At 67.5% G+C, this 23679-nt stretch carries 22 protein-coding genes and 1 pseudogene; 11 read left to right on the forward strand and 12 right to left on the reverse strand.

The window, feature by feature from the left end:
* Positions 1-109 precede the first annotated feature (109 nt).
* Positions 110-529: a hypothetical protein gene (locus tag AIIKEEIJ_RS00725; protein WP_202916389.1), complete on the forward strand. Its 420-nt coding sequence runs from the start codon at positions 110-112 to the stop codon at positions 527-529.
* A 551-nt stretch (positions 530-1080) separates the two neighbouring features.
* Here AIIKEEIJ_RS00725 and AIIKEEIJ_RS00730 read toward each other — a convergent pair.
* Positions 1081-2037 (reverse strand): LysR family transcriptional regulator, encoded by a 957-nt coding sequence (locus AIIKEEIJ_RS00730; RefSeq protein ID WP_080688475.1) that lies wholly within the window; start codon positions 2035-2037, stop codon positions 1081-1083.
* Between the two features lie 177 nt (positions 2038-2214).
* On the opposite strand from AIIKEEIJ_RS00730, the gene AIIKEEIJ_RS00735 reads away from it, so the two are divergent.
* The 3 genes from AIIKEEIJ_RS00735 to AIIKEEIJ_RS00745 are packed head-to-tail and all read left to right on the forward strand — an operon-like array spanning position 2215 to position 4880.
* The gene (locus tag AIIKEEIJ_RS00735) at positions 2215-3486 is read left to right on the forward strand and encodes an LLM class flavin-dependent oxidoreductase (protein WP_006938984.1); all 1272 of its coding nucleotides are present in this window, start codon (positions 2215-2217) and stop codon (positions 3484-3486) included.
* Positions 3483-4286, forward strand: coding sequence for an alpha/beta fold hydrolase (locus AIIKEEIJ_RS00740; RefSeq protein ID WP_006938982.1), 804 nt, complete (start codon positions 3483-3485; stop codon positions 4284-4286). The genes AIIKEEIJ_RS00735 and AIIKEEIJ_RS00740 overlap by 4 nt, the downstream gene beginning before the upstream one ends.
* A gap of 57 nt (positions 4287-4343) precedes the next feature.
* Positions 4344-4880, forward strand: a complete 537-nt coding sequence (locus AIIKEEIJ_RS00745) for a flavin reductase family protein (protein ID WP_006938981.1) — start codon at positions 4344-4346, stop codon at positions 4878-4880.
* A 156-nt stretch (positions 4881-5036) separates the two neighbouring features.
* On the opposite strand, the gene AIIKEEIJ_RS00750 is transcribed toward AIIKEEIJ_RS00745, so the two are convergent.
* From AIIKEEIJ_RS00750 to AIIKEEIJ_RS00780, 7 genes and pseudogenes are all read right to left on the reverse strand, one after another.
* On the reverse strand, positions 5037-5801 hold the full coding sequence (locus AIIKEEIJ_RS00750; RefSeq protein ID WP_161994692.1) for an SDR family oxidoreductase: 765 nt from the start codon (positions 5799-5801) through the stop codon (positions 5037-5039).
* Between the two features lie 2 nt (positions 5802-5803).
* Positions 5804-5905, reverse strand: a pseudogene (locus tag AIIKEEIJ_RS00755) (hypothetical protein); the annotation flags it as partial.
* Between the two features lie 47 nt (positions 5906-5952).
* Positions 5953-6897: a 3-carboxyethylcatechol 2,3-dioxygenase gene (locus AIIKEEIJ_RS00760; protein WP_029542609.1), complete on the reverse strand. Its 945-nt coding sequence runs from the start codon at positions 6895-6897 to the stop codon at positions 5953-5955.
* A gap of 134 nt (positions 6898-7031) precedes the next feature.
* Complete coding sequence (locus tag AIIKEEIJ_RS00765; protein ID WP_161994693.1) at positions 7032-7901, reverse strand: alpha/beta fold hydrolase; 870 nt, start codon at positions 7899-7901, stop codon at positions 7032-7034.
* Positions 7898-9799 carry an FAD-dependent monooxygenase gene (locus tag AIIKEEIJ_RS00770; protein ID WP_231385877.1) on the reverse strand — a complete coding sequence of 634 codons (1902 nt, stop codon included), beginning with the start codon at positions 9797-9799 and terminating at the stop codon, positions 7898-7900. Before AIIKEEIJ_RS00770 ends, AIIKEEIJ_RS00765 begins: the two co-directional genes overlap by 4 nt.
* A gap of 13 nt (positions 9800-9812) precedes the next feature.
* Positions 9813-11168 (reverse strand): MFS transporter, encoded by a 1356-nt coding sequence (locus tag AIIKEEIJ_RS00775; protein ID WP_050034913.1) that lies wholly within the window; start codon positions 11166-11168, stop codon positions 9813-9815.
* Positions 11169-11582: 414 nt separating this feature from the next.
* Positions 11583-12323, reverse strand: coding sequence for a GntR family transcriptional regulator (locus AIIKEEIJ_RS00780; RefSeq protein WP_006938967.1), 741 nt, complete (start codon positions 12321-12323; stop codon positions 11583-11585).
* A gap of 285 nt (positions 12324-12608) precedes the next feature.
* On the opposite strand from AIIKEEIJ_RS00780, the gene AIIKEEIJ_RS00785 reads away from it, so the two are divergent.
* From AIIKEEIJ_RS00785 to AIIKEEIJ_RS00800, 4 genes are all read left to right on the forward strand, one after another.
* Complete coding sequence (locus AIIKEEIJ_RS00785) at positions 12609-13682, forward strand: LLM class flavin-dependent oxidoreductase (RefSeq protein WP_029542606.1); 1074 nt, start codon at positions 12609-12611, stop codon at positions 13680-13682.
* 33 nt (positions 13683-13715) lie between these two features.
* A complete protein-coding gene (locus AIIKEEIJ_RS00790; RefSeq protein WP_006938964.1) occupies positions 13716-14336 on the forward strand; it encodes a cysteine hydrolase family protein in 621 nt (206 codons plus the stop codon).
* 98 nt (positions 14337-14434) lie between these two features.
* Positions 14435-15544: an alcohol dehydrogenase catalytic domain-containing protein gene (locus tag AIIKEEIJ_RS00795; RefSeq protein ID WP_161994694.1), complete on the forward strand. Its 1110-nt coding sequence runs from the start codon at positions 14435-14437 to the stop codon at positions 15542-15544.
* 391 nt (positions 15545-15935) lie between these two features.
* On the forward strand, positions 15936-16283 hold the full coding sequence (locus AIIKEEIJ_RS00800) for an excalibur calcium-binding domain-containing protein (RefSeq protein ID WP_029542604.1): 348 nt from the start codon (positions 15936-15938) through the stop codon (positions 16281-16283).
* Between the two features lie 67 nt (positions 16284-16350).
* On the opposite strand, the gene AIIKEEIJ_RS00805 is transcribed toward AIIKEEIJ_RS00800, so the two are convergent.
* From AIIKEEIJ_RS00805 to AIIKEEIJ_RS00820, 4 genes are all read right to left on the reverse strand, one after another.
* Positions 16351-17067 (reverse strand): maleylpyruvate isomerase family mycothiol-dependent enzyme, encoded by a 717-nt coding sequence (locus AIIKEEIJ_RS00805; RefSeq protein ID WP_029542602.1) that lies wholly within the window; start codon positions 17065-17067, stop codon positions 16351-16353.
* Positions 17068-17077: 10 nt separating this feature from the next.
* Positions 17078-17899: a fumarylacetoacetate hydrolase family protein gene (locus AIIKEEIJ_RS00810; RefSeq protein WP_029542600.1), complete on the reverse strand. Its 822-nt coding sequence runs from the start codon at positions 17897-17899 to the stop codon at positions 17078-17080.
* Between the two features lie 6 nt (positions 17900-17905).
* Positions 17906-18976, reverse strand: coding sequence for a cupin domain-containing protein (locus AIIKEEIJ_RS00815; RefSeq protein ID WP_006939100.1), 1071 nt, complete (start codon positions 18974-18976; stop codon positions 17906-17908).
* Positions 18977-19101: 125 nt separating this feature from the next.
* Complete coding sequence (locus AIIKEEIJ_RS00820; RefSeq protein WP_029542599.1) at positions 19102-19944, reverse strand: IclR family transcriptional regulator; 843 nt, start codon at positions 19942-19944, stop codon at positions 19102-19104.
* Positions 19945-19991: 47 nt separating this feature from the next.
* Here AIIKEEIJ_RS00820 and AIIKEEIJ_RS00825 point away from each other — a divergent pair, with 47 nt between their 5' ends.
* The 3 genes from AIIKEEIJ_RS00825 to lhgO form a co-directional block, all read left to right on the forward strand.
* On the forward strand, positions 19992-21245 hold the full coding sequence (locus tag AIIKEEIJ_RS00825; protein WP_006939104.1) for an MFS transporter: 1254 nt from the start codon (positions 19992-19994) through the stop codon (positions 21243-21245).
* Between the two features lie 39 nt (positions 21246-21284).
* Positions 21285-22481 carry an FAD-dependent monooxygenase gene (locus AIIKEEIJ_RS00830; RefSeq protein ID WP_029542596.1) on the forward strand — a complete coding sequence of 399 codons (1197 nt, stop codon included), beginning with the start codon at positions 21285-21287 and terminating at the stop codon, positions 22479-22481.
* An 87-nt stretch (positions 22482-22568) separates the two neighbouring features.
* A partial coding sequence (gene lhgO / locus AIIKEEIJ_RS00835; protein ID WP_161994695.1) for an L-2-hydroxyglutarate oxidase occupies positions 22569-23679 on the forward strand: 1111 nt, incomplete at its 3' end.

A 23679-nucleotide genomic window follows, 5' to 3' on the forward strand; every position in this document is an offset into this window, starting at 1 on the left:
CTGACGGCGGAGGAACAGCGCGAAGATGGCCAGCACTGCTCCGATGGCAAAGCCGATGCGCCACCCGAACTCCGACATGTCGTCCTCGGAGATGATCGACGTCTGAAGGATGCTCATCGCGGTCATTGTGGTGGTGTTCCCCATCAACTGGGTCCTGACGTCGGCGCCGTGGACCCTGTTCGTGTCGCAGGGAATTGCCCTGCTCGTATGGGGCATCCAGTCGTCGATCCACTCCACAGTCATGTCCGAGCAGTCGCCCACGGAAGCCCGCGCGACGAGCGTAGGCATCTGGACCTCCGTGGGTGCCGCACTCTCCGGCGGCACGGCGCCCTATCTCTACGCCTGGCTCAACTCCATGGATGTCGGGTGGATCTTCTCGGCCTACATCGTGGTGCTGGCTCTGGTCACCCTGGTAGCCGTCAGGTTCATCCCCGAAACAGCCGGTCTCGAAATGGACCGCATCCCGCTGCCCGGCGAAGAGAAGGTCTCCAGCGAGGACGAGAGCACCGCCGTCCCGGTAGGCCGTTGAGTCCCCTGAACCAACTCTGACGATCGGCTCGGCCCCAGCCTGGATTGCAGGCGGGGGCCGAGCTGTTTCTTCATCGCGATCGACCTCGAGAGATGACACGCGCAGCCGCATCATCGAGACCCACGGCCCCAGCCTGCCGCTTCGCGGTGAGTAGATCGAAACCGAGTGTCGGACATGAAGAAGGGTGAGCCGACCTGTTGGGCACCGCCGACAAGATCGGCCTGACCACGGCCGGCTGCACGGCCCGTCGTTGATCGCGACCATGGTCGCGGCCGCGTCCTCGGCGGATCACCGGGCCAGCGCGGGCATCACCATGGCGGAAAGTGCGAGACAGACGCCGCCGACCGCCGCGGGGCCGGCGCCGCGGCCATCGGCACCCTCTCCTCATCGGGATGCCTCGGTCCCCGACGGGTGCGTCCCATACGCCGGTGGCGGCGGTGCAGGTGCCCGGGCCGCTGATAGCCCCGTTATTGGCCTAAAGATTGCCAAACATACAGCCGATAACCGATATTGTGCCGCCTCGAACGCCAGGAGCACGAGACAGATGTGCTTCAGATCGTGTCGATGTACTGGCCCAACTCGTCGAGATCGGACGTGGTGTCGAGCAGTTTCTTGCTGCGCAGGACGGTTCGGGCGGTGTCGAGGTAGCGACGGATGAGTGGGCCGATGGTGTCCTCGCGGTAGGCCAAGGCCAGGGGCACGGACACTGTCGGAGATCTCAGCGGTCGGTAGGTGACACCGTTCATGCGCAGGTGCCGTACCGACTCGGGCGCGAGGGCGACCCCGAGGCCGGCGGCGACGAGGGCGACCAGGGTGGAGGTCTCGGCCACCTGTTGCCGGACGGTGGGAACGAAGCCCGCCTGCCTGCACGCGGTGATCAGGGTGTCGTGCATGGTCGACGGGGAGCAGTAGCCGATGAATGCCTCGTCGGCGAGATCGTGGAGGTCGATCGTGGTGGCGCTGGCCATGGGGTGCTGTACGGGCATGACCACCAGCAGGGGTTCGTTGCGCAGCAGTTCGACGACGATGCCGGGCGCGTTCACCGGGGGTCGGAGCAATCCGACGGACAGGGTGCCATCGAGCAGGGCCTGAACCTGGGCCGGGGTGAGCATCTCGCTGCGCAGGGTGAGCTCCACCAGCGGGTTGCGTTCGCGGTAGGCACGGACCAGGTTGGGCATCAGGTCGTAGGTGGCCGAGCCGGTGAACCCCAACGACAATGCTCCCATTTCTCCGCGGTCGGCTTTGCGCGCCGAATCCACGGCGTCCTCGCTGGCGGCGAGCAGGGCGACGCAGCGGTCGTAGAACACCCGGCCGGCTTCGGTCAGGGCGATCGAGCGGGTGGTGCGCGCGAGCAGTCGCACGCCGAGTTCGCGTTCGAGCTTGCGGATCTGATGGGAGACCGGGGACTGGGCGATGGACAGCCGCTCGGCCGCCCGGGTGAAGCTGCCCTCGTCGACAACGGTGACGAAGTACTTCATATGGCGCAGCTCCATACCCCAGTCTGACATTCAGATGGAAGATATCTCAATAGCTGAACAAACAGGTGTTAGACATCTAGGTTTCTGCCTCCTAGCCTCATCTTCGAGAGCTGGATCACACCGACCCCGGACAGTGACGGGCCTCTCGTTCCGGTGGGACCGCGGGCTGGGCGTTTCTCACCTCGTCGCACTTGTGGAGGAGAACACGTGAAGGTCAACCTGTTCCTGCAGGCGCCGTACCGGTACCTGCCCGACGACTTCGAGACCAAATACGAGTCGGTGTGCAGCATCCCGTACTCGCTCGTCACCCGGGACGGGATGTACTCCTCGATCCGGGACTTCATGGACGAGCTCATGCTCGGGGCCCGCAGCGGCTACGACGGCGTCGCGGTCACCGAACACGGCCAGAGCAGCTACGACATGGTCCCCAACCCCGATCTGATCTCGAGCGCGCTGGCCTACATGACCGAGACCGAGGGACTCGACGTCGCCGTCTACCCGATGGGCCGCTCTTTGGGCAAAGCCCGCGAGCCGCTCCGGGCCGCCGAGGAATACGCGATGATCGACGTGATGAGCGGCGGCCGCCTGGTCGCCGGCCTGACCGTGGGCCTGAGCTACGACGCCAACCTCAACAACGGCATCCCGCCGATCGAGGTCCGCCCCCGGTTCGACGAGAACCTCGAACTGGTCCTGCGGGCCTGGCGCGAGCAGGAACCGTTCGCCTGGAACGGCCGCTACACCCAATATCCGATGGTGAACATGTGGCCGCGGCCGCTGCAGGAGAACGTGCCGGTGTGGATCACCGGCATCGGCAACCCACGCACCATGCGGATGTGCTTCGACCGCGGCTTCGGGTTCAACTACCTGAGCTGGTTCGGCGCCAAGCTGACCGGCAAGCGCATCTTCGACCGCATGTGGGAACAGGCCGACGAGGCCGGCGTCGCCCGCAATCCCTACCGCATCGGGTTCCTGCAGACCATCGCCGTCGCCGAGACCGACGAACGCGCCGAGACCGAGTACGGTCCGCACGCCGAGTACGCCTTCCGCAAGGGCCTGGGCTCGATCCCGATCGAGAAGCTCGGCCTGCCCGGCGCCATCGACATCAACGGCGTCAAGGCCCTGATCAAGGACCCCGGCGACTTCGGCCTGTACCACCGCATGCGCACCGCCACCTTCCGCGATCTGGTCGAGGCCGGTGTCGTGGTGGTCGGCAGCCCCGACACCGTCGCCGAACAGCTGCTCGCCTTCTGCCGCGAATACGGCATCGGCAATCTGCACGCCATGCTCGGCTTCGGCTCGCTGCCCCGGCACCTGGTGATGAAGAACATCCACCTGTTCGCCGAGGAGGTCCTGCCGCGGCTGCGCACGCTGTGGACCGACACCGACCACGAACACCACTGGTGGCCGAGCCGACTCGGCGGCACCCCCATCGCCTACGACATCACCGCCACCACGAAGGCAGGAGCGAACGCCCGATGAGCACCACACCCACCATCACCGAACAGACCGTCGACGTCTGGGGCGGCCGGCTCGCCATCACCGTCAAGGTCGCCGGCGCCGGCGCACCGCTGCTGTATCTGCACCCGGCCGCCGGTCTGGCGTGGGATCCGTTCCTGTCCCATTTGGCGTCCCGGTACACCGTCTACGCCCCCGAATTCCCCGGCACCAGCGAGGGCAACCCGTACGCCATCCACACCATCGACACCCTCAGCGACATGGTGCTGGCCTACGAGGAGCTGGTCCGCACCCTCGGGCTCGACCATCCCGTGGTGATCGGGCAGTCCTTCGGCGGCATGCTCGCCGCCGAACTCGCCGCCACCTTCCCCACCCTGCCCGACAAGCTGGTCCTGCTCGACCCGATCGGGCTGTGGACCGAGACCGCCCCGGTCGCCAACTGGATCGCCACACCCCCCGACCAGCTACCGGCCCTGCTGTTCCACGACCCGGCGCGCCCGGCCGCCCAGGCGATGCTCGCACCCTCCGACGACCTCGCCCAGCAGCAGGCCGCGGCCGCGGCGATGGTGTGGGCGTTCGGCTGCACCGGCAAGTTCGCCTGGCCCATCCCCGACCGCGGCCTGCGGCACCGCCTGCACCGCATCACCGCACCCACGCTGATCGTGTGGGGCCGCAACGACAGGCTCATCTCGGTGGACTACGCCGATCAGTTCCACAAGCTCATCGCCGACAGCACCGTCACCATCGTCGACGACTGCGGCCACATCCCCCAGGTGGAAAAACTCGACGACACAGTCGAAGCCGTCGACAAATTCCTCCTCTGACCCGAGCAGGCACCGGTGTCCTCCCGACCGGGTCCCCGACCTCCCAGGAAACCGACCATGACCACAACGCTGCAACCCCCCGCACGCGATACCCGACCGGCCGACGAGCACGAGGTCGATGCGACGACGATCCGGCGGGCCATGGGCCGCGTGCCCACCTCGGTCGCCGTCGTCACCGCCCTGTGCGACGGGGAACCGGTCGGCATGACCATCGGCTCGCTGACCTCGGTATCGCTCGATCCACCGTTGGTGGCGTTCTTCGCCTTCTCCGGATCATCGACGTTCGCCCAGCTTCGGCGCTGTCGCACATTCTGCATCAACGTCCTCGCCGAGGATCAAGCCGAGATCTGCCACGGCTTCGCTCGACTCGACGGAGCGAAGTTCGACCTCGGTGAGTGGGAATATCACCACGGAATCCCCACCATCAAGAACGCCGTCACCACGGTGCTGTGCGAGCAGGACCATGTTTTCGAAGCCGGGGACCACCTCGGCATGATCGGCCGCGTCACCGACGTCGACTTCAGCGACAACCGGCCGTTGGTGTACTACCGCGGGCAGACATCCCAGCTTCACAGCTCCGGCTCCTGGGAATGATCGGTCCGGCCGGCTCCATGCCTGTCGGGGCGTGACCGGCAAGTCTGGATTCTTCGTCCGCTTGGATTCGAGGCGGCCGCATACGATGCACCGCAAGCCTCTCGTGCCCGATCTCTCCAAGCGGTGAGAGTAGACCCGGGACCGGGTAAGTTCTGGTTAGAGCCGGTTGCCGTTGGTGGCGTCGATGACCTGCCCGGTGATCGCACCGGCGGCGGCGCTGACGAGGAAGGCCACGATCGCGGCGATGTCCTCCGCGGTGGCGAGTTTTCGCAGTGCAGTGGTGGACGCGGCAGTGGTGCGGGCATGGTCGTCACCGCGAAGCCAGTGCGCGTTCATGTCGGTATCGAGCGCGGCCGGCGCCACGGCGTTGGCGGTGATGCCTCGTTCGCCGACGTCTACGGCGAGGGCGCGGGTGAACACCTCGATCGCCCCCTTGGTCATGGCGTAGCTGATGACGTCGGGTCTGGCGTAGTGGGCGGATCCGGAGGAAATGTTGACGATGCGACCGCCGTCGTGCATCCGGGGCAGGGCATGCCGAGTCACGAAGAACGGGGCGCGCTGGTTGAGTGCGACCAGACGGTCGAAATCCTCGACAGTGACGCGCTCGAGCGCTCCGCGCCGACTGATTCCGGCGTTGTTGACGAGGATGTCGAGCCCTCGGTCGAGCCCGAGACCGTCGAGCGCGGAGTCGAACTCCCGTATCAGCTCTTCAGGCCCCTCGGGTCGGGACAGGTCGGCCTGGACCGCAGCCGCGAGGCCCCCGGCAGCCGTGATGCCGTCGACCACCGCAGCGGCGGCCGTCCGATCGGATCCGTAGTGGACGATTACGGCGGCACCGGAGGCGGCCACCGCATCTGCGATGGCCGCCCCGATGCCGCGGCTGGCCCCGGTGACCAGCGCGACTCCTCGGCCCGTGCGCATTCCTACTGACGAGCTGCGAGGTCGAGGGCGATGTCGGCGATGAGGTCTTCCTGCCCACCGACCAGCCCGCGTTCACCGACGGCGAGCACGGGCGGACGGAGGTCATCCGGGGCCACCTTTCGTTGGGACTGCGGGGCGGGAGCGGCGGGGTCTATTCGTCGACGGCGACGGCGGTAGTAATTCCGAATCCTGCTATCCAATCGTGGATTTCGCGGTAGAAGGTCGAGGTGACGCGGTACTTCCCGGCGGCGCTCATTGCCGCGTACGCGGCGATCCAGGTGCGCACTTCGTGGGAGGAGTGTCCGGCCTGTTCGACGAACCAGTCGTTGGTCCACGCGTCGATCTGCTCGAGGTCGCCGGAGGCGAGGACGTCGAGCAGGTGCCGGTCCCATTCGGGGTTCAGTGGCTGGATGGCGGCGGTGCCGGCGGCGAAGTCCCGCCCGGCGGTGATGACGCGCTGTTCGCGGGCATCACGTTCGGCGGCACTGGGATTGCGGCCGTCGATCAACCGCTCGCGCACTTCCTCTGGCGCGGTGGCAAACTGCGGGACCGGCGGGTCGTGGGACAGGCCGCCGGATCCGACGAACAGCACACGCTTGTCCAGCTTGGCAGCGGCCCGCCCGACCGTCTCGCCGAGCAGCCGTACCCGGCTGACCGGGCCGAGCGGTTCGGCGACCGAATTGATGAAGATCGGCACGGTCGGCACGGCGGTGATCGATCCGACCAGCAATTGGAGTGCTTGGGCGAATCCGTGGTCGACGTGCATGCGTTCGGAGAATGCGACGTCGATGCCGCTGTCGAGGACTTCGCGGGCGACTGCGTAGGCGGCGTCACGGTCGACGTCGAGAGGGCCGGCTTCGGTGCCGTAGTCGCCGACGGACTGCGCGGCGGCACCGATACAGAACGGCGGCAGCAGGTCGTAGAAGACGCCGTTGTAGTGGTCGGGGGCGAAGATGACGATGAGATCGGGGGCGAAGTCGGCGACGAACCGGCGCGCGTGGTCGAATGCGGCGTCGACGGCGTCGATGACTTCCTGTTCGGGGTCGTTGCGTCCCATCAGGGGGGAGTGCGACATCGCGCACAGCGCTACAGGCATCGCGGCGGTCTCCTTGCTGCTGCTTCGGCGCTTTCTCTCCGGGGGTCCGGACGAGAGCGCAATAGGTCGGGTAAGTGGGATCCGGCCGGTGCCGCCCGGGTTGCAGGGGTTGGCGGCACCGGCCGGGGTCTGTGTCAGCTGCGACCGAGGAGGAAGTCCAGATGCAGCTTGTTGAAGGTCTCGGGGTCCTCGTACTGGGGCCAGTGGCCACAGTTCTCCATGATGGCCAGCTTGGCGCCCGGGATGTGGGAGGCGATGCACTTGGCTTCGTCGACCGGACCGGAGGGGTCCTTGGTGGTCCACAGCACCATCGCGGGCACCGTGATGCCGTTGAGAGTGGCGTCGGTGATCATGTTCCGCTTGCGGGTTTCGAGGTCCTGCAGTGCCATGTTCATCTCGCAGGCCTTGAGCCAATCCGGCTGCTGGAAGATGGCCTGGCGGGTGCGGATCAGGTCGTCGGTGACCATGGTCGGGTCGGCCATGAGCCATTCGAGGCGTGCTTTGACGCGTTCCCAGCTCGGGTCCTTCGCCGCTTCCATCGACAGGGTATAGAGACGTTCCATCACCTGAGGGTTGGCCATGGTGCCGCCCATGGTGTTGAGCACGATCCGGTCGACCTTCTCGGGATGGTCGTGCGCGAACTGGGCGGTGACCCAGCCGCCGAGAGACTCCCCGGAAAACGAGGCCTTCTCGACGCCGATGGCGTCCAGGAACTGCAGCACGTGGTCGATGTAGTGCTTGATCTCGAGCGGGTGGTCGGGCTTGGTCGAGTAGCCGTGGCCGATGAAGTCGATTGCCCAGACGTTGAAGTGCTCGGAATGCGAGCGCAGATTGCGCACGTACGCCTCGGCGTGGCCGGTGATGCCGTGCAGCAGGATCAGCGTGGGCTTGGACGAGTCGCCGGCGTGCAGGTATCGGGTCCGGTAGGGGCCGGCCTGGATGAATCCCTGGCTGAACTCGACCTGGTTCAGGTCGTCCCAGACGCTGGTGTAAGGACGGGTCATCGGTTCTCTCCCTCGACTGTGGTGGTGCGGGTGGCGGAAGCTGGTGCTGCATCCTCGGCGGTAACGTGCGGAACGACGATCGGCACGGCCCGGGTGCTGTACTGCGGCTCGTTTGTGCCGCTCGGGTTCCCGTTGTCGCTGGCCGAGTGGTCGAGGACCGCGGTGAGAGCGTTCTCGAGGCTGGTGAGCGCTTCGGTGTCGTCCCAGACCGGAGCACTGTGTCGCCACGCGACGTAGCCGTCGGGCCGCACGAGCAGGGCGCCGGCCTCGTCGATGTCGCGGACCCGCCGCCAGTATCCGTAAGGGTCGATGGTGCCGGGTTCGCCGACAACGACGGTCCGCAGGAACGGCAGGTCGAGTTTGGCGGCGGCACGCTTCCATGCCTGGCCGCCGAGTCCGGTCAGCAGGGTCATCATTCCCTTGCCGGTGACGTCGAGGGTGGAGATGCGGGTTCCGTCGGCGCCGACCAGCCACGCATGCGGCAGCTTCGCGCCCGGCCGGGTGGTGGCCTGCAGGTACAGCTCACGATCGCGCACCCACACTTCCTCGCCCGCCTCGGGGTCGGGAACGACCGCGGACGAGGTGTAGCGCTGGTTGAGTTCGACGCCCTGGGCGTTGAATTCGGCGTTCTTCACCTCCAGCGCCTCGTACAGCCGCTCACGCAGAGCAACACCTTCGGACGAGGGTTCCTTCAACTTTGCCAGGCCGGCGGCGACCGGGTCGTCGCTCTCGTGATCGAACCATTCGCGCAGCCCGGCGTAGTCCTTGCGGGACTGGTTGGCGCGAGCGACGATCTGTTTGCCGACCGGAACACGCTCAGGAGAGTAGGACTCGAGCAGACCCGGTCCTGCATACCCCTTCACGACGAACGCGATCTTCCATGCCAGGTTGAACGCGTCCTGCATGGACGTGTTCGAGCCCAGCCCGCTGCTCGGCGGATGCCGGTGCACCGCGTCGCCGCCGCAGAACACTCGACCGGACTGGTAGTGCTCAGCCCACTGCTGGTTGACGTACCAGAAGGACCTCGACACGATCTCGACGTCCAGGTGCGGGTCGCCGACGAGGGTCCGGATCTGTTCGAGGACAACGTCGTCGGAGACATCCGGCTCGCCGTTCGCCATGTCGAAGCCCCAGCCGGCGATCCACTGGTCCCACGGTCGGATCGCGCGCAGCAGACCCATGCCGATCTCACCGAAACCGGCCTTCGAGTTGACGATCCAGTGCAAGATGCTCGGCCGATGAGCGACATATTTGCTCAGGTCCGCGTTGAACAGGATGTACGCGGTACCGGCGCGGGCGAGTTCACCTTCGAACGGAAGCCCGATCTGTTCGGCGATCTTCGATCGTGCGCCGTCGAAACCGAGCAGGAAGCGGGCTCGCTGGGTGAACACGGTGCCCGAGCGGACGTCGCGGAACCGGACGGTCACCCCGTCCTCGTCCTGGGCGTGGTCGAGGTATTCGGTGTTGAAGCTGATGACCGCACCACGTTCGGCGGCGTTCTTGATCAGCACCGGCTCCATCAGGGGCTGCGGAATGTCGAGCATCGTGCAGGGGCTTCCGGACAGGTAGTCCCCGTAGCGGATATCGCCCGTACCCCAGGTCTGCATCCGGACGATCTCCTCGCCGGCCAGGCTCGTGGTGAACAGCGTGTCGCCCATCTGGTCCCACGGGGTGGCGTAGTTGCGCGCCTCGTCTTCGACGCCCAGGTCCCGCAGCACTTCGACGGCGCGCTGGTTGGTGATGTGCGCGCGCGGCGAGTTCGCCACCCAGGGGAACATCGAGACGGCGTGAACGCGGATGCCGTAGCTGGCCAGGGCAAGCGCCGCTGTGCCACCGGCGGGGCCGAGGCCGACGATCACGACGTCGGTGTCGTAGGAGGTGCGGTCGTGGTCACTCATGTCTGTCATCACTTCACTTGTCGAGGACGCGCAGGGATGCTGCGGTGTCCGGAACTGTCCGAGTCGAAAATGTTTCGTTGTCAGGCATTTTCGGTGTGGAGGTGGCCTGGTCGCGAGTGAGCTGGCTCGCAGCGCCCTTGCGCCCCCAGCCGCCGGGCAGCAGGATCACCGAGACGATCGAGATGGCCGAGACGATCAGCAGGTAGGTCACGATCGAGTTGCTGGTGTTGGTGGAGGCGTACAAGGCGGTCGCGATCGTCGGGGCGAACGCGGAGCCGGCGACCTGGGAGATGGTGTAGCCGATAGAGACACCGCTGTAGCGCACGTCCGCGTCGAAGACCATCGTGAACAGGGAGCCTGTCACGCCGGCGGCGGGGGCCATTGCAATTCCGAAGACCAGCACCTGCGCGGCCATGAACAGCCACGGGTTGCCGGTGTTGATCAGTGCGAAGGCGGGGGCGATCACCACACCCATCGCGGCGGCGCCGAGCAGGTACATGGTCTTGCGGCCGAAAGTGTCGGACAGAGCGCCGAACACGGGGTAGAGGAGGACGGCGACGATGCCGGCGACGAATACTCCGGCCAGGGCGAAGGTGCGGCTGATCCCCGCGACGGTGGTGCCGTAGGAGACGAGGTAGGCCATGCAGATATAGGCGAACACTCCTTGGGACAGGTAGGTGCCCGCGATGAGGAGAATTTCCTTCCAGTGCTTGCGGAACGCTTCGGCGATCGGCATTCGCACCACGGCGCTCTGTGCCTTCACCTCGGCGAAGTCGGGGCTTTCGGCCAGGGACAGGCGAATGAACAGCCCGATCACGATCAGCACCGCGCTGAACAGGAACGGCAGTCGCCAGCCCCAACTCAGGAACTGCTCGTCGGGCAATTGGGAGACCGCGAAGAACGCCAGGGTTGCGACGCTGGTCCCGGCGGGTGCCCCCATCTGGGAGAAGGATCCGAAAAAGCCCTTCTTCGCGGTGGGGGCGTGCTCGACGGCCATCAGGGTGGCTCCACCCCACTCGCCGCCGACGGCAAAGCCCTGCACCAGGCGCAGCAGGGTCAGCAGGATGGGGGCGGCGATCCCGATTTGGGCGTAACCGGGCAACAATCCCATCAGTACGGTGGCCGAGCCCATTCCGACCAGGGAGATCACCAGCATCTGCTTGCGGCCGACCCGGTCACCGAAGTGCCCGAACACTATGCCACCCAGCGGGCGGGCGAGGAACCCAACGCCGAAGGTCGCGAACGACAACAGGATTCCGATCGCGGACGAGACATCCGGGAAGAACAACTCAGGGAATACCAGCGCGGCCGCGGTGCCGTAGATGAAGAAGTCGTAGTACTCGACGGTGGTACCGATGAAGCTGGCCATCGCTACCCGCAGCGGTGAGGTCTTCGTCGGGGAGGTAGGTGTGGTGCTCACGGTCGGGCTTCCCCGATCTGTGGGCGGAAGTGGGCTCGTGCCCCGAAGGACGATGCGTGCGAAGCGGTCGTCATGGCCGCTCCTTTCTTCTGGGGATGTTCGAGAGGGGTTCTCTGGAGAATCTTCGAGAGGGAGCACTCAACTAGAATGCTAGACGTCTAGTTCAGACGCTACTCGGGCATAGAGGGTGACGCAAGTCTCTGGATGAGGGTAAAGGTGATCGACGGCGCGCCGGCCCTCTGGGGCGAGACAGGGGTCAGCGCGGAGGGTGCCGGTGGATCGTCTGCAGCGCTACGGCCGAGAGTCCCCCCTCGGCGTAGGTGGCGCGATAGCGGAGCCGGTCGATGGCCCGGGTATCGGGGTCTAGCTCGGCAGCTGGGCGTTGGATTCGTCGCGGATTACTGCGATGGTGCCGACGATGTGGCGTTCCATGGCCTCGCGGGCGGCAGCTGCGTCACGGTTGCGGATGGCCTCGGTGATTTCGTGGTGGTCATGCTGCCGGTCGGGCAGTGCGCTCGAGAGCGGGTTGGTGATGCCGGTGGTGTTGATCAGGAAGTCCGACAGATCCCACATTCGCTGGCTGGTCTCCTCCATGATCCGCGAGTGCGCCATCGCGTGGATGGCCGCATGGAACTCCCGGTTGTGCACGCGGTACCCGCGGGCGCGGACCACCGGGTCGTGGGAGGTGATCAGGGCGTCGACCCGCGCCGAGATCAGGTCCAACTCCAGCAACTGGGCCTCGGTCCGCCGGGAGGCCGCTACCGCGGCGATGGTCCCTTCGAAACCGCCGAACAGGGTGTAGAAGTCTTCCACTTCGCGCGGGGCGTAGGAGACGACCTCGCAACCGACCTGGGGAACGATGTGGACCAGCTTGTCGCTGGACAGGCGGCGCAGAGCGTCCATGACGGGCTGCTTGCTCACCCCGAACTCTTGCCGGATCGACTCGACGACGATCTTCTCGCCTGCCGCATAGCGCCCTTCGAGCAGCCGGTTCTTCAGAATGTCGTACAACGCGGAGGACAGCCGCGCCCCCGAGGTGCGGACATTGGCGAGCAGGGCGGCGGCCTCACTGCCCGGCTTGGGGCCGGTGTCGGTGGTGGTCATCGAGTCAGGCTTTCCGTCGGCGTCCCGGACATGGCTCCCCCTTATGCCGCGGCGCTCACCGCAACAGCTTGCATTCTAGTACTTGTGGTGTGAGTCACTGTGGGTTACCTTCGTCTGGAACGCTAGCATTCCAGACCTGATGGACGGGGCATCGTGGCCAACCTCGGGGTTAACGCCGGAGGGCACGCCGTACGCGCCATATCCCGGCACCCGGACATGCGCCCTCTGCGGGCGACAGGCCGAGCAGTGCCCTCGGCAACGCGGGCCACATGCAAGGAGAAGAACATGGAATTCTGTATCGGTACCTGCGCCAAGATCGATCAGGTCGCAGTGGTGAAACGGGCCGAGGACCTGGGCATCACACACTTCGGCGTCGGCGAAGGCCCCTTGCTGTTCTCCGACCCTTACCAGTTCCTCGCCCTTGCCACCCAGCACACCAGCACCATCAACCTGGGCACCATGGTCACCAATCCGCTGACCCGGATCGCCCCGGTCACCGCCAATTCGATGGCCACCCTCAACGCCCTGGCCCCCGGCCGGACCTTCCTCGGCATCGGCACCGCCAACAACGCCCTGCGCTCGATGGGCAACCGCACCGCGAAGATCTCCGAACTCACCCACGCCATCGAAGTCTCACGAGAGCTGATGGCCGGCCACCGGGTCACCCACCATTGGCTCGGGCAGTCCCGGGAAGTGGAGTTCCTCGACAAGGACAGTGGCTTCTACAACGTCACCGACCACATACCAATCTGGGTCGCGGCCGGCGGACCCCGCGGGCTCGCCGAGGCGGCGAAGTACGCAGACGCCGTCGTCTACTGCCTCGGGCCCGACACCGACATGATCGGCCTGATCCGCCGCGAACTCGACAAGGCGGTCGCCGATGCCGGCCGGGCACCGGGTTCGGTCAAGCTCGTCTCTCTGTCGTGGTTCTACCAACTCGGCAACGGGGAAACCTGGGAAGACGGCGTCACCAACGGCTTCGGTTCCGGCCCGATCAGCTCATGCATCACCAACGCCGGGCTGATGGACCAGCACCGCGAAGAGCTCGGCGATCCGATTGTCGACGCGTCCCTCACCGCCGCCCAGCAGTACCTCGCTGACCCGAAGACCCCGGACCAGCCGCACTACCTCGATGTCTGGGCGAAATACCTGCGCGGACTCGATCCCCGACACCGTCCGATCATCACCAAAGAACTCGTCGACTACTGGTGCCTGTACGGATCCCCCGCCGACCTGCGCGAGAAGGCGGCCCTGATGCGCGAGGCCGGCGTCGACATACTCCAGGTCTTCCTGTCCAACCCGTTCACCGCTGCCCGCGACATCGACAACATCGGGCACTCGATCCTCGCCCACGCCTGACCGCCCCCACCCTTTCCCAGCCAGGAGCTCTTGATGGAACTCGACCCGCGCACCACCGCCGTCGTGGCAGTGCACTGCCAAGGCGACATCGTCGGCCCCACCGGCGCCTTCGCCGACTTCTTCCACCAGCAGGTCACCGTACGCCACGTCATCGACCAGATTGCCGCGCTCATCGCCGCCGCCCGCACGGCCGCCGCAACCGTCGTCTACACCCGGGTCGCGTGGAAGCCCGACTTCTCCGATCTCGAGGTCAATTCACCCCTGCTGGGCATCGTCGCTCAATCCGGCTGCCTCAAAGAGGGCAGCGAACTCGCCGAGATCGTTGAACCGCTCGCACCGCACGGAGATGACATCGTGCTCACCCATCAGCGCATCGGCGCGTTCGCTCGTACCGACCTCGACACCGTCCTGCGCGAGAAGGGCATCACCACTCTCGTCTTCGCCGGAGTGGCCACGAACGCCTCCGTCGAGGGCACTGCCCGGGTGGCCAGCGATCTCGGCTACCGGGTGGTGATCGTCGAAGATGCATGCTCCGCAGCCACCCCCGCAGCGCACCACGCGAGCATCGACTCACTCGGACTGCTGGCCGAGATCAGCACCGTCGACGAGGTCCGCACCGCCCTGACCGCGACGGTCACCGGCACCCGCGCCTGATCACACCGAAGCTCGCTTCGATGCGGGCACATGACCGCGCCGTACATCCCCACCTATAGACCGCGACCAAACACACTAAATATCAGGAGTTTTCGTACATGAAGTCCACCATGCGTGTGGCCCGCCTCCACGAGATCAATCAGCCGATGCAGATCGAGGACCTCCCTGTTCCCGAGCCACGGCCGACCGATGTGCTGGTACAGGTCAAGGCATGCAACGTCGTGCCGAACCTGAGCAACGTCCTGGCCACCTACAGCGAATGGTTCCCCTATCTGCCGCTGCCCAAGCTCCCCGCCGTCTTCGGTCTCGACTCTGCCGGTGTCGTCGCCGCCGTCGGCAGCCATGTCACCGACGTCGCCGTCGGTGACCGGGTCTACGTCAACCCCGGCATCTCCTGCGGCGGCTGCCGCGCCTGCCGGCAGGGCAACGATCAGAACTGTGACCGCTATACCTTCATGGGCTACTTCTCCTTCGGCGCCGACGGCCAGAAAATGTTCGACGCCTACCCCTATGGCGGCCTCAGCGAGTATCTGACCGCACCCCAACGCAATCTGGTCAAACTGCCCGACACGGTCAGCTTCGAGGAAGGCGCCCGCTTCGGCTATCTCGGCACCGGCTACTCGGCACTGCGCAAGGCCGGCGCCGGCCCGGGCACCACGGTCCTGATCGACGGCATCTCAGGAACTCTGGGCCTGGGCACCTGCCTGAACGCCCTCGCGCTCGGCGCGACCCGCATCTTCGGCACCGGCCGCAACGCCGGCCTGCTCGACGACGTCCGCGCGATCGCCCCCGACCGCATCCACGTCCTCCCCACCGGGGAGGGTGAGCTGCGCAGCTGGGTGCACGAGCACAACCACGGCGAGGGCGTCGACATCGTCATCGACGCCCTCGGTCCCGGCGCCCCTGCCGAATCGTTCCTCGACGCCATTACCACCCTCCGTCGCGGTGGCGTCGCGGTCGATATCGGCGGCATGATGGAACGCCCACCGCTGGATATGTTCTCGCTGATGTGCCGGCAGATCAGCGTGCTCGGCAGCTTGTGGTTCTCCACCGCCGAAGCCCAGGACATGGCCGACCTCGCTGGCGCCGGGGTCCTCGACCTCTCGGTCTTCGAACACCACAGTTTCCCGCTCGAGAAGATCAACGAAGCACTCGCAGACCTGCCTGCCCGACATGGCGGATTTTCGAACTTCATCAGCGTTCCCTGAGGTGACACGCGAAAGATAAGAGCGAGACTCGGTGCAGATGGCCTTTGCGATGAAGATGCGAAGGTCATCTGCATTCAGCGCCGGTAGCTACGCGCGCATTGCAGGTTCAGTGCCGATAGCCGAAATCATGTGAGTCTGGAGATAGCAAAGCTCATTTCCCACTGCGATCCACTTCCTGCCGAACTCCATGATCGTCCTCCTGTCGTCGGTGCGCCCTGTTGCGCACCACCAGCCGTGGTTCCCACGCGTGAAACCTCGGGGAGACCGACATCAGCGAGTTCTCATGATCGAAGAAGGGATCGATGCGGTGCCGCGAATGGACAAAAGGGATAATCGAGCGGCCGCGCGGATTCCCCCGATCCGTGCGCCGTCCCGAGAGAAAGAGACACACATGAAGATTCGTCGGCTCATCGCCACCGCGGCCGGGTGCGCTGCCCTCGTCGTCGCCGCTCCGGCCACCGCGAACGCATTCTCGCTCGCCGACCTGCTGCCCACCGGATCCGCGGATTTCCTGTTCCCGCAGCCCGCCCCGCCGGCTCCTGCCCCGGCACCCGCGCCCCAGGCGGCCCCGGCCCCCGCGCCCGCGCCCGCGCCCGCGCCCGCGCCGAGCGTCGGATACAAGAACTGCACCGAGGCGTGGAACGCCGGCGTGGCGCCGCTGTACCGGGACGAGCCCGGCTACGCGCCGAAGCTGGACCGCGACGACGACGGCATCGCCTGCGAGGTCGACCCCCGCTAGGATCCACCGACGCGACGGGGGCCTGCGACCGTGTCCGGTCGCAGGCCCCCGTCGTCGTGTGCGGTGATCAGAGCCAGCGCGGCGGCTGCACGTCGGCGCCGGCGGTGAGTCCGACGGCGCCACGTCCGGCGGCCCAGCGCACCACGGCGGCGAGCGGGCCGCTCACCTTGGTGACCGGGTCGGCGTCCTGTCGCACGGCGATCGGGTCGCGACCGTCGACCTCGAGCACGAGGCCGGCGCCGAGATCCTTCTTGCGCCACATCCCCACGATGTCGTCGAGCAGCGAGTCGAGGACGACGGGCGGGAAGTCGCCGAAGCGCGCGCCGTTGCCCAGATCCACCGCGTGGATCCACACCTCGCGGGTGCGCATCCAGGCGGTCTCCTCGGCCGGCACCAGCCGGCCCTGCGCCGTGCGGACCTGCGCCTGCCACGCCGACTCCGGCAGGTGCCGCCACTTCTCGTCGAGCCGGGCCACGGTGTGGGTGAACAGGTTCCGCAGCGCCGCCGCATTGAGGGTGGCGCCCTCGGCGATCTCCTGTCCGCGCTGCTCGGTGGAGGCATACATGGGCGTCTCGACGCCCGTGGCGGCCCAGTCCATGAGCCGGCACAGGGCCGCGGCGTTGTAGCCGACGTGCGCGACGAGGTGCTTACGCGTCCACCCCTCGAGCGCGGTCGGTGCGTCCAGCTCGTCGTCGGTGAGTTCGGCGAGACGCTGGGAGAAGTACGCGGTGCCACGCCGGGCGATCAGCAGCCGCTCGGACAGGTCGAGATCGTTGAACCCCACGGGTGAGCTCCTACTTGACGATGGTCTTGTTGCGCACCGAACCGAGGCCCTCGATGCTGACCTCGACCGTCTCCCCGTTGCCGATGTAGCGAGCAGGCTTACGGGCGTGCCCGACCCCACCGGTGGTGCCGGTGATGATGACGTCGCCGGGCTGCAGGGTGACGATGTGGGAAATGTAGTCCACCAGCTTGGCCGGGGTGAACACCAGGTCGTCCGTGGTGGCCGACTGCATGACCTCACCCTCGAGCCGGGTCTCGATGCGCGAGCCGAGGGCGTAGTCGGTGCTCAGGAACGGACCGAAGCCGCTGGTCTTCTCGAACGTCTTGCCCTGGTCCCACTGCAGCGTGCGGTACTGGTAGTCGCGCATCGTGTAGTCGTTGATCACCGAATAGCCGGCGATGTACTGCTCGGCGTCGGCCTCGGAGACCTGGTACGCCTGCTTGCCGATGACGACGGCCAGCTCGGCCTCCCAGTCGAGCTGCGCGGCGGCGTACTCGGGGACGATCACGTCGTCGTAGGGGCCGGTGAGGGCCTCCTTGAACTTCGAGAACAGGGTCGGGTACTCGGGCAGGTCGCGGCCCATCTCCTTGATGTGGGTCCCGTAGTTCAACCCGACGCAGACGATCTTGCCGGGGTTCGGCACGACCGGCGCGTAGTCGGCGTTCGTCAGGTCGACGGTGCGTCCGGAGGCCCGCTCGGCGACGGTCTTCCAGTCCGGGTCGGTCAGCAGAGCGGACAGGTCGGCGTAGCCGTCGATCACGGTGGCGGTGGTGTCGGAATCGACGCGCACGGCGGCGGTCGTGCCGTCGAGGCGGAGGGTGGCGAGTCGCATGTCGGGTCAGGCTCCTTCGGAGATGTAGGTGCGGTTGAAGTGAAGGCGTTCGACGATCGGGGCGTCGGAGAAGGCGAACAGGTCGACGCCGCCGTCGGTCTCGAGCGACCACTCCACCCAGGACGGCACGACGATCATGTCCCCCTTGGTGACCGTGTGGTCCCGGCCGCCGAGGTGGAAGCGACCTTCGCCCTCGAAGACCTGGAACACGGTCGAGCCCACGTCGCGCCGGGTGCGGGTGTGCGCACCGGCGCGCAGCCGATGGAACTCGGCGCGGATCGTGGGCATGACGTCGCCGCCGGTCGTCGGGTTGGTGTACCGGATGGCGGCGTGGCCGGGTTCCGGGGTGGCGGCGTAGCCCTCGTCCTCGAGGGCGAGCTGCTCGTTCAGCGCGGCGTCGGTGTACTTCCAGCGGTAGCACGCGATCGGCGAGCTGGACTTGGCGTCGAGGCCGACGAGCGGGCGCAGACCGGGGTGCACCCACAGCCGCTCGGAGCGGGAGACGTCCGGGGTGGACTCGTCGGTCACGCCGTCGGACCCGAACTCGAAGAACCCGGTGTCGGTGTAGTGGACGAACGGGATGTCGAGGCCGTCGATCCACGCCATCGGATGGTCGGTCTCGTTGTGGTGGCCGTGGAAGTTCCAGCCGGGGGTGAGCAGGAAGTCGCCGCGGCACATGGCCACCGGATCGCCGTTGACGACGGTCCACACGCCCTCGCCTTCGACGACGAACCGGAAGGCGTTCTGCGAGTGCCGGTGCTCGGGCGCGGTCTCCTTGGGGCCGAGGTACTGGATCGCCGCCCACAGCGTGGGGGTGACGTAGGGGACGCCGCCGAGGCCGGGGTTGGCCAGCGCGATGGCACGCCGCTCGCCGCCGCGGCCGACGGGCACGAGATCGCCCGCCCGCTGGGCCAGGGGGTACAGGGTCGACCACTTCCACACGAACGGCACGGCCTTGGACGTCGGGGCCATCGGCATCAGGTCGCCCAGCTGGGTCCACAGCGGATTGAGGTGCTCGGTCTCGAAGTCTGCGTAGAGCTGCTGCAGCTCCGGATCGGTGTTCTCGGTAGCGGTCATGACCTCTCCTCGTGAAGCGGGACACGTGCGGCGTTGCTCTCAACGTAGGTCTCCGGTCCTCCCGCAGCACAAGCAATTCTTCTATGCGGAATCTCTGCGCCGCCCTCCGCGGGGCCCGGGCGTCGTCATTCGATGTGCGCGACGTCGACCTCGATCCCCCGGACCGTCGCCCGCATCCGGGAGACGAGGGCCCCGTTCAGATGCTGGCGGTACCGCGTGATCGGCACCGCGGCCGTGATCGCCGCGATCGCCCGTCCCTGCCCGTTGCGGACGGCGACACCGAATGCGGCGACCCCCTCCTCGGTCTGCTCCACGTTGACGGCGAACCCCACCCTGCGGGCCGCCTCGAGCTCGGCGAGGAACACCTCGAATTCCCCGGGGGCGAGCCGGCGGTCCACCCCGTACCCCGCGATCGGGCGCGGATCGATGTGCGGCTCTTCCGGCGGCCTCAGGTAGAGCTGCTCGAGCGTCTGCCTGGGCAACTCCGCCAACAGGATTCGCCCTCCGGCCGTGAGCTCGGCGGCCAGCACCTGACCTTGGCGGTCGCCGACCCGCAGCATCGACTCGGACTCCGCGGAGTAGAGGAACCGGGCCTGCGACCCCACCCGGATGACGAGGTTGATCGTCTCGCCGGTCAGGATCGCCAGCGCCTCCATGTGCGGCCGGCAGAGTTCGGTGAGTTCCCGCGTCCAGCCCTGCTGCGCGGGTCCCACTCCCATCGCCGGGCCGGGGTGGTAGCGGCGCTTCTCGTCCTGCACGGCGAACCCCCGGTACACCAGCATCGACAGCAGGCGGTGGGCCGTCGACGGGGCCGTCCCGAGTTCCTCGGCGGCATCCTTGAGCCGCAGCGCACCGACGTCGCGGAGCATCTGCAGCAGGCGCAGGGCGTTGTCCACCGATTCCAGCGCATACGACGGCCGGGTGATGGTCTTCGATGCCTTCTTCGGGGCCGCGGACTTTTTCTGCACACCAGAACTTTATTGCACCGGAGCGTGGGGCGCATCACGGTAGAGCCATGCACAGTTCTTCCGGCGCCGACGCCGCCCCCGGCGAACGCACGATCGTCCTGAATCGCGGCACGGCGCTCGCCGTGATCGTCTGCTGGCTGTTCGTCGTCTTCGACGGCTACGACCTCATCGTCTACGGCAACGTCATCTCCAGCCTCCAGGACGAGTGGGGCATCAGCTCCGCGACCGCCGGAACCCTCGGCAGCCTCGCGTTCCTCGGCATGATGATCGGCGCGGTGCTCGCCGGGCGCCTGTCCGACGCGATCGGCCGCAAGCAGGCCGTCATCGGCTGCGTGGTGGTGCTGTCGGTGTTCACCACGCTCTGCGCCTTCGCCACCGGTCCGTTCATGTTCGGCGCCATGCGGCTGATCGCCGGACTCGGCCTCGGCGGCCTGGTACCGACGTCGAACGCCCTGGCCGCCGAACTCGTTCCGCGGCGGTGGCGCGCCGCCGTCGCGACGATGATGATGTCCGGCGTGCCGATCGGCGGATCCATCGCGGCCCTGCTCGGCATCCCGGTCATCCCGAACTGGGGCTGGCGCCCGATGTTCCTGTTCGCTCTCGTGCCCCTGTTCGTCCTCGTGCCGTTGGCGCTGAAGTACCTGCCCAACACCCATTCCAAGACGGACGCCCCGGCCGGCGGCGGCTTCCGCGAACTGCTCGGCTCGAGGTTCCGGACCATCAGCATCATGTTCGCCCTGGTCACCGTGGTGACGCTGCTCGCCTGGTACGGCCTGGGCACGTGGCTGCCGAAGCTCATGCAGAACACGGGCACCGACCTCGGCAGCGCCCTGACCTTCGCGCTGGCGCTGAACCTCGGCGCGGTGGCCGGCTCGTTCATCACCGCGTGGGGCGGCGTGCGGTTCGGCACCGTGCCCACCAGCATCGTCGCGGCGTTCGTCGCCGGCGTGGCTCTGCTCGCCCTGCTGCTCTCCCCACCCACCGCGGTGGTGTACGCGATCTTCGTGCTCGCCGGCGTGGGCACCCACGGAACGCAGTGCCTCATCATCGCGGCGGTGGCCTCCTACTACCCCGACCATCTGCGCGGCACCGCGCTCGGCTGGGCGCTCGGCGTCGGCCGGATCGGGGCCGTGGCCGCCCCGCAGATCGGCGGCTGGCTGCTCGCCGCCGGACTGGGCGCGAACTCGAACTTCATCCTCTTCGCCGTGAGCGCGCTGATCGCCTCGCTGTTGCTGACCGTCGTGTGGAAGCGCTTCCCCGTCAGCGACGACGCACCGCGCGGCCCGATCATGGCCCACTGATCCATTCGTCATATCGATCTACCGACCACAAGGAGTGTCATGTCCGATCTGAAGGACGCGCGGGTTCTCATCGCCGGCGGCGGCATCGGCGGAGTCGCCAACGCCCTCGCCCTCGCCCTCAGGGGAGCCGAGGTCACGCTGTTCGAGCGCGCTTCGGAGTTCGGCGAAGTGGGCGCCGGACTGCAGATCGGCCCGCACGGCTCCCGCATCCTCCAGGCGCTCGGCGTCTACGACGAGGTCATCTCCAAGGGTGTCCTGCCGAAGAACCTCGTCTTCCGCGACGCCGTCACCGCCGAGATCCTCACCAAGGTCGACCTCGGCCACGACTACCAGCAGCACTACGGCGGCGTGTACTTCGTCGTCCACCGCTCCGATCTGCACGCGGTGCTCGTCGACGCCGCCCGCCGGGCCGGCGCCGACCTGCGCACCGACGCCCCCGTGAACGACGTCGTCACCGAAGGCGACAAGGTCCGCGTCATCCTCGAGAACGGTGAGGAGCACGTCGGCGACATCGCTCTCGGCATGGACGGCCTGCACTCGCGGCTGCGCCCGAAGCTGTCCGACGACAAGCCGGTCGGCTCCGGATACGTCGCCTTCCGCGGCACGTTCCCGATGAACGAGGTCCCGCTCGAGGAAGAGATCGAGGACGTCGTCGGCTACATCGGCCCGCGCTGCCACTTCATCCAGTACCCGCTGCGCCAGGGCGAGATGCTCAACCAGGTTGCCGTCTTCCAGTCGCCCGCATTCCTGCGCGGTGAAGAGAAGTGGGGCAGCCCGGACGAACTCGCGCACGCCTACGACCACTGCCACGAGAGCGTCCAGACCGCGCTGAAGTACCTGTGGACCGACCGCTGGTGGCCGATGTTCGACCGCAACCCGATCGACAACTGGGTCGACGGCCGCATGATCCTGCTCGGCGACGCCGCGCACCCGCCGCTGCAGTACCTCGCCTCCGGCGCCGTCATGGCGCTCGAGGACGCCAAGTGCCTGGCCGACTACGCCGCCGAGGACTACCAGGGCGACAACGCCAACTGGCCGAAGATCCTGCGCGACGTCAACGCCGAGCGCGCACCGCGCTGCAACCGCATCCTCACCACCGGCCGCATGTGGGGCGACCTCTGGCACCTCGACGGTGCCGGCCGCGAGGCCCGCAACGAGCTGTTCCGCATCCGCGACACGTCGAGCTACAAGTACACCGACTGGCTGTGGGGCTACAGCTCCGACCGCAACCGCTGAGCCACCGGGCGTGTGGCCGAATGTCACACGCGTTCGATCCAAGCGAACCCGTGTGACATTCGGCCGCCGGCTCGTAGGCTGGCGCGCATGGGTTCGCTGCGGGCCGCCGTCGTGGGCGGGGGGATCATCGGCGCCGCCACCGCGCGGAAGCTGGCGATGCACGGGGCCGACGTCACCCTCTTCGAGAAGGAACCCCGGCTCGCCGCGCACCAGACCGGCCACAACAGCGGGGTGGTGCACGCCGGACTGTACTACCCGCCCGGCAGCCTCAAGGCGCGCCTGTGCCGGCGCGGGGTGCAGTTGCTCGCCGAGTTCACCGCCGCCCGCGGCCTGCCGTACGAGGAGTGCGGCAAGCTCGTCGTCGCGCTCGACGACAGCGAACTCGACCGTCTCGACGCCATCCACGACCGCGCCGTCGCCAACGGGGTGCCGGGAATCCGCCGGATCGGGCCCGACGAGATCACCGACATCGAGCCGCACGCGCGCGGCATCGCCGCCCTGCACTCCCCGCACACCGCCATCGTCGACTACGTCGCGGTGACCACCGCTCTCGCCGACGATGTCACCGCGGCGGGCGGCACCGTCCGGCTCGCCACGCCCGTCACGGCGATCCGCTCCCTCGGTGACGAGGTGCTCGTCGGCACCGACACCGGCACCGACGGCTTCGACCTGGTGATCACGTGCGCGGGCCTGCAGTCGGATCGGCTCGCCCACGGCGCCGGGGACCTCGCGACACCCGCGATCGTGCCGTTCCTCGGCGACTACCACCTGCTGCGGCCCGAGGCGGCCGGGCGGGTGCGCGGACTGATCTATCCGGTGCCCGATCCGCGGTACCCGTTCCTCGGCGTGCACCTGACCAAACGGATCGACGGCGCGATCATGGTCGGGCCCAACGCCTTCCTGGCGCCGGGCCGCGAGGCGTACCGCCGCCGGTCGGGGTCGCTGCGGGACCTGCGCGACGCCCTCGTCTTCCCCGGATTCCGCCGCTTCGCCGTCCACAACGTCCCGGCCGCGACGCGCGAGCTGCGCACGGCCGTGAGCATCCGGCGGTTCGTCGCCGAGGCCGCGAAGTACGTGCCCGGGTTGACCGTCGCCGACGTGCTCCCCGGACCCCGGGGGATCCGCGCGCAGGCCATGGAGGCCGACGGCTCGCTCGTCGACGACTTCGTCATCACCGGGCACGGGCGCGTGGTCCACC

Origin of the sequence: Rhodococcus sp. YH1, assembly GCF_009939605.1 — a bacterium.
Lineage (GTDB): Bacteria > Actinomycetota > Actinomycetes > Mycobacteriales > Mycobacteriaceae > Rhodococcus > Rhodococcus aetherivorans.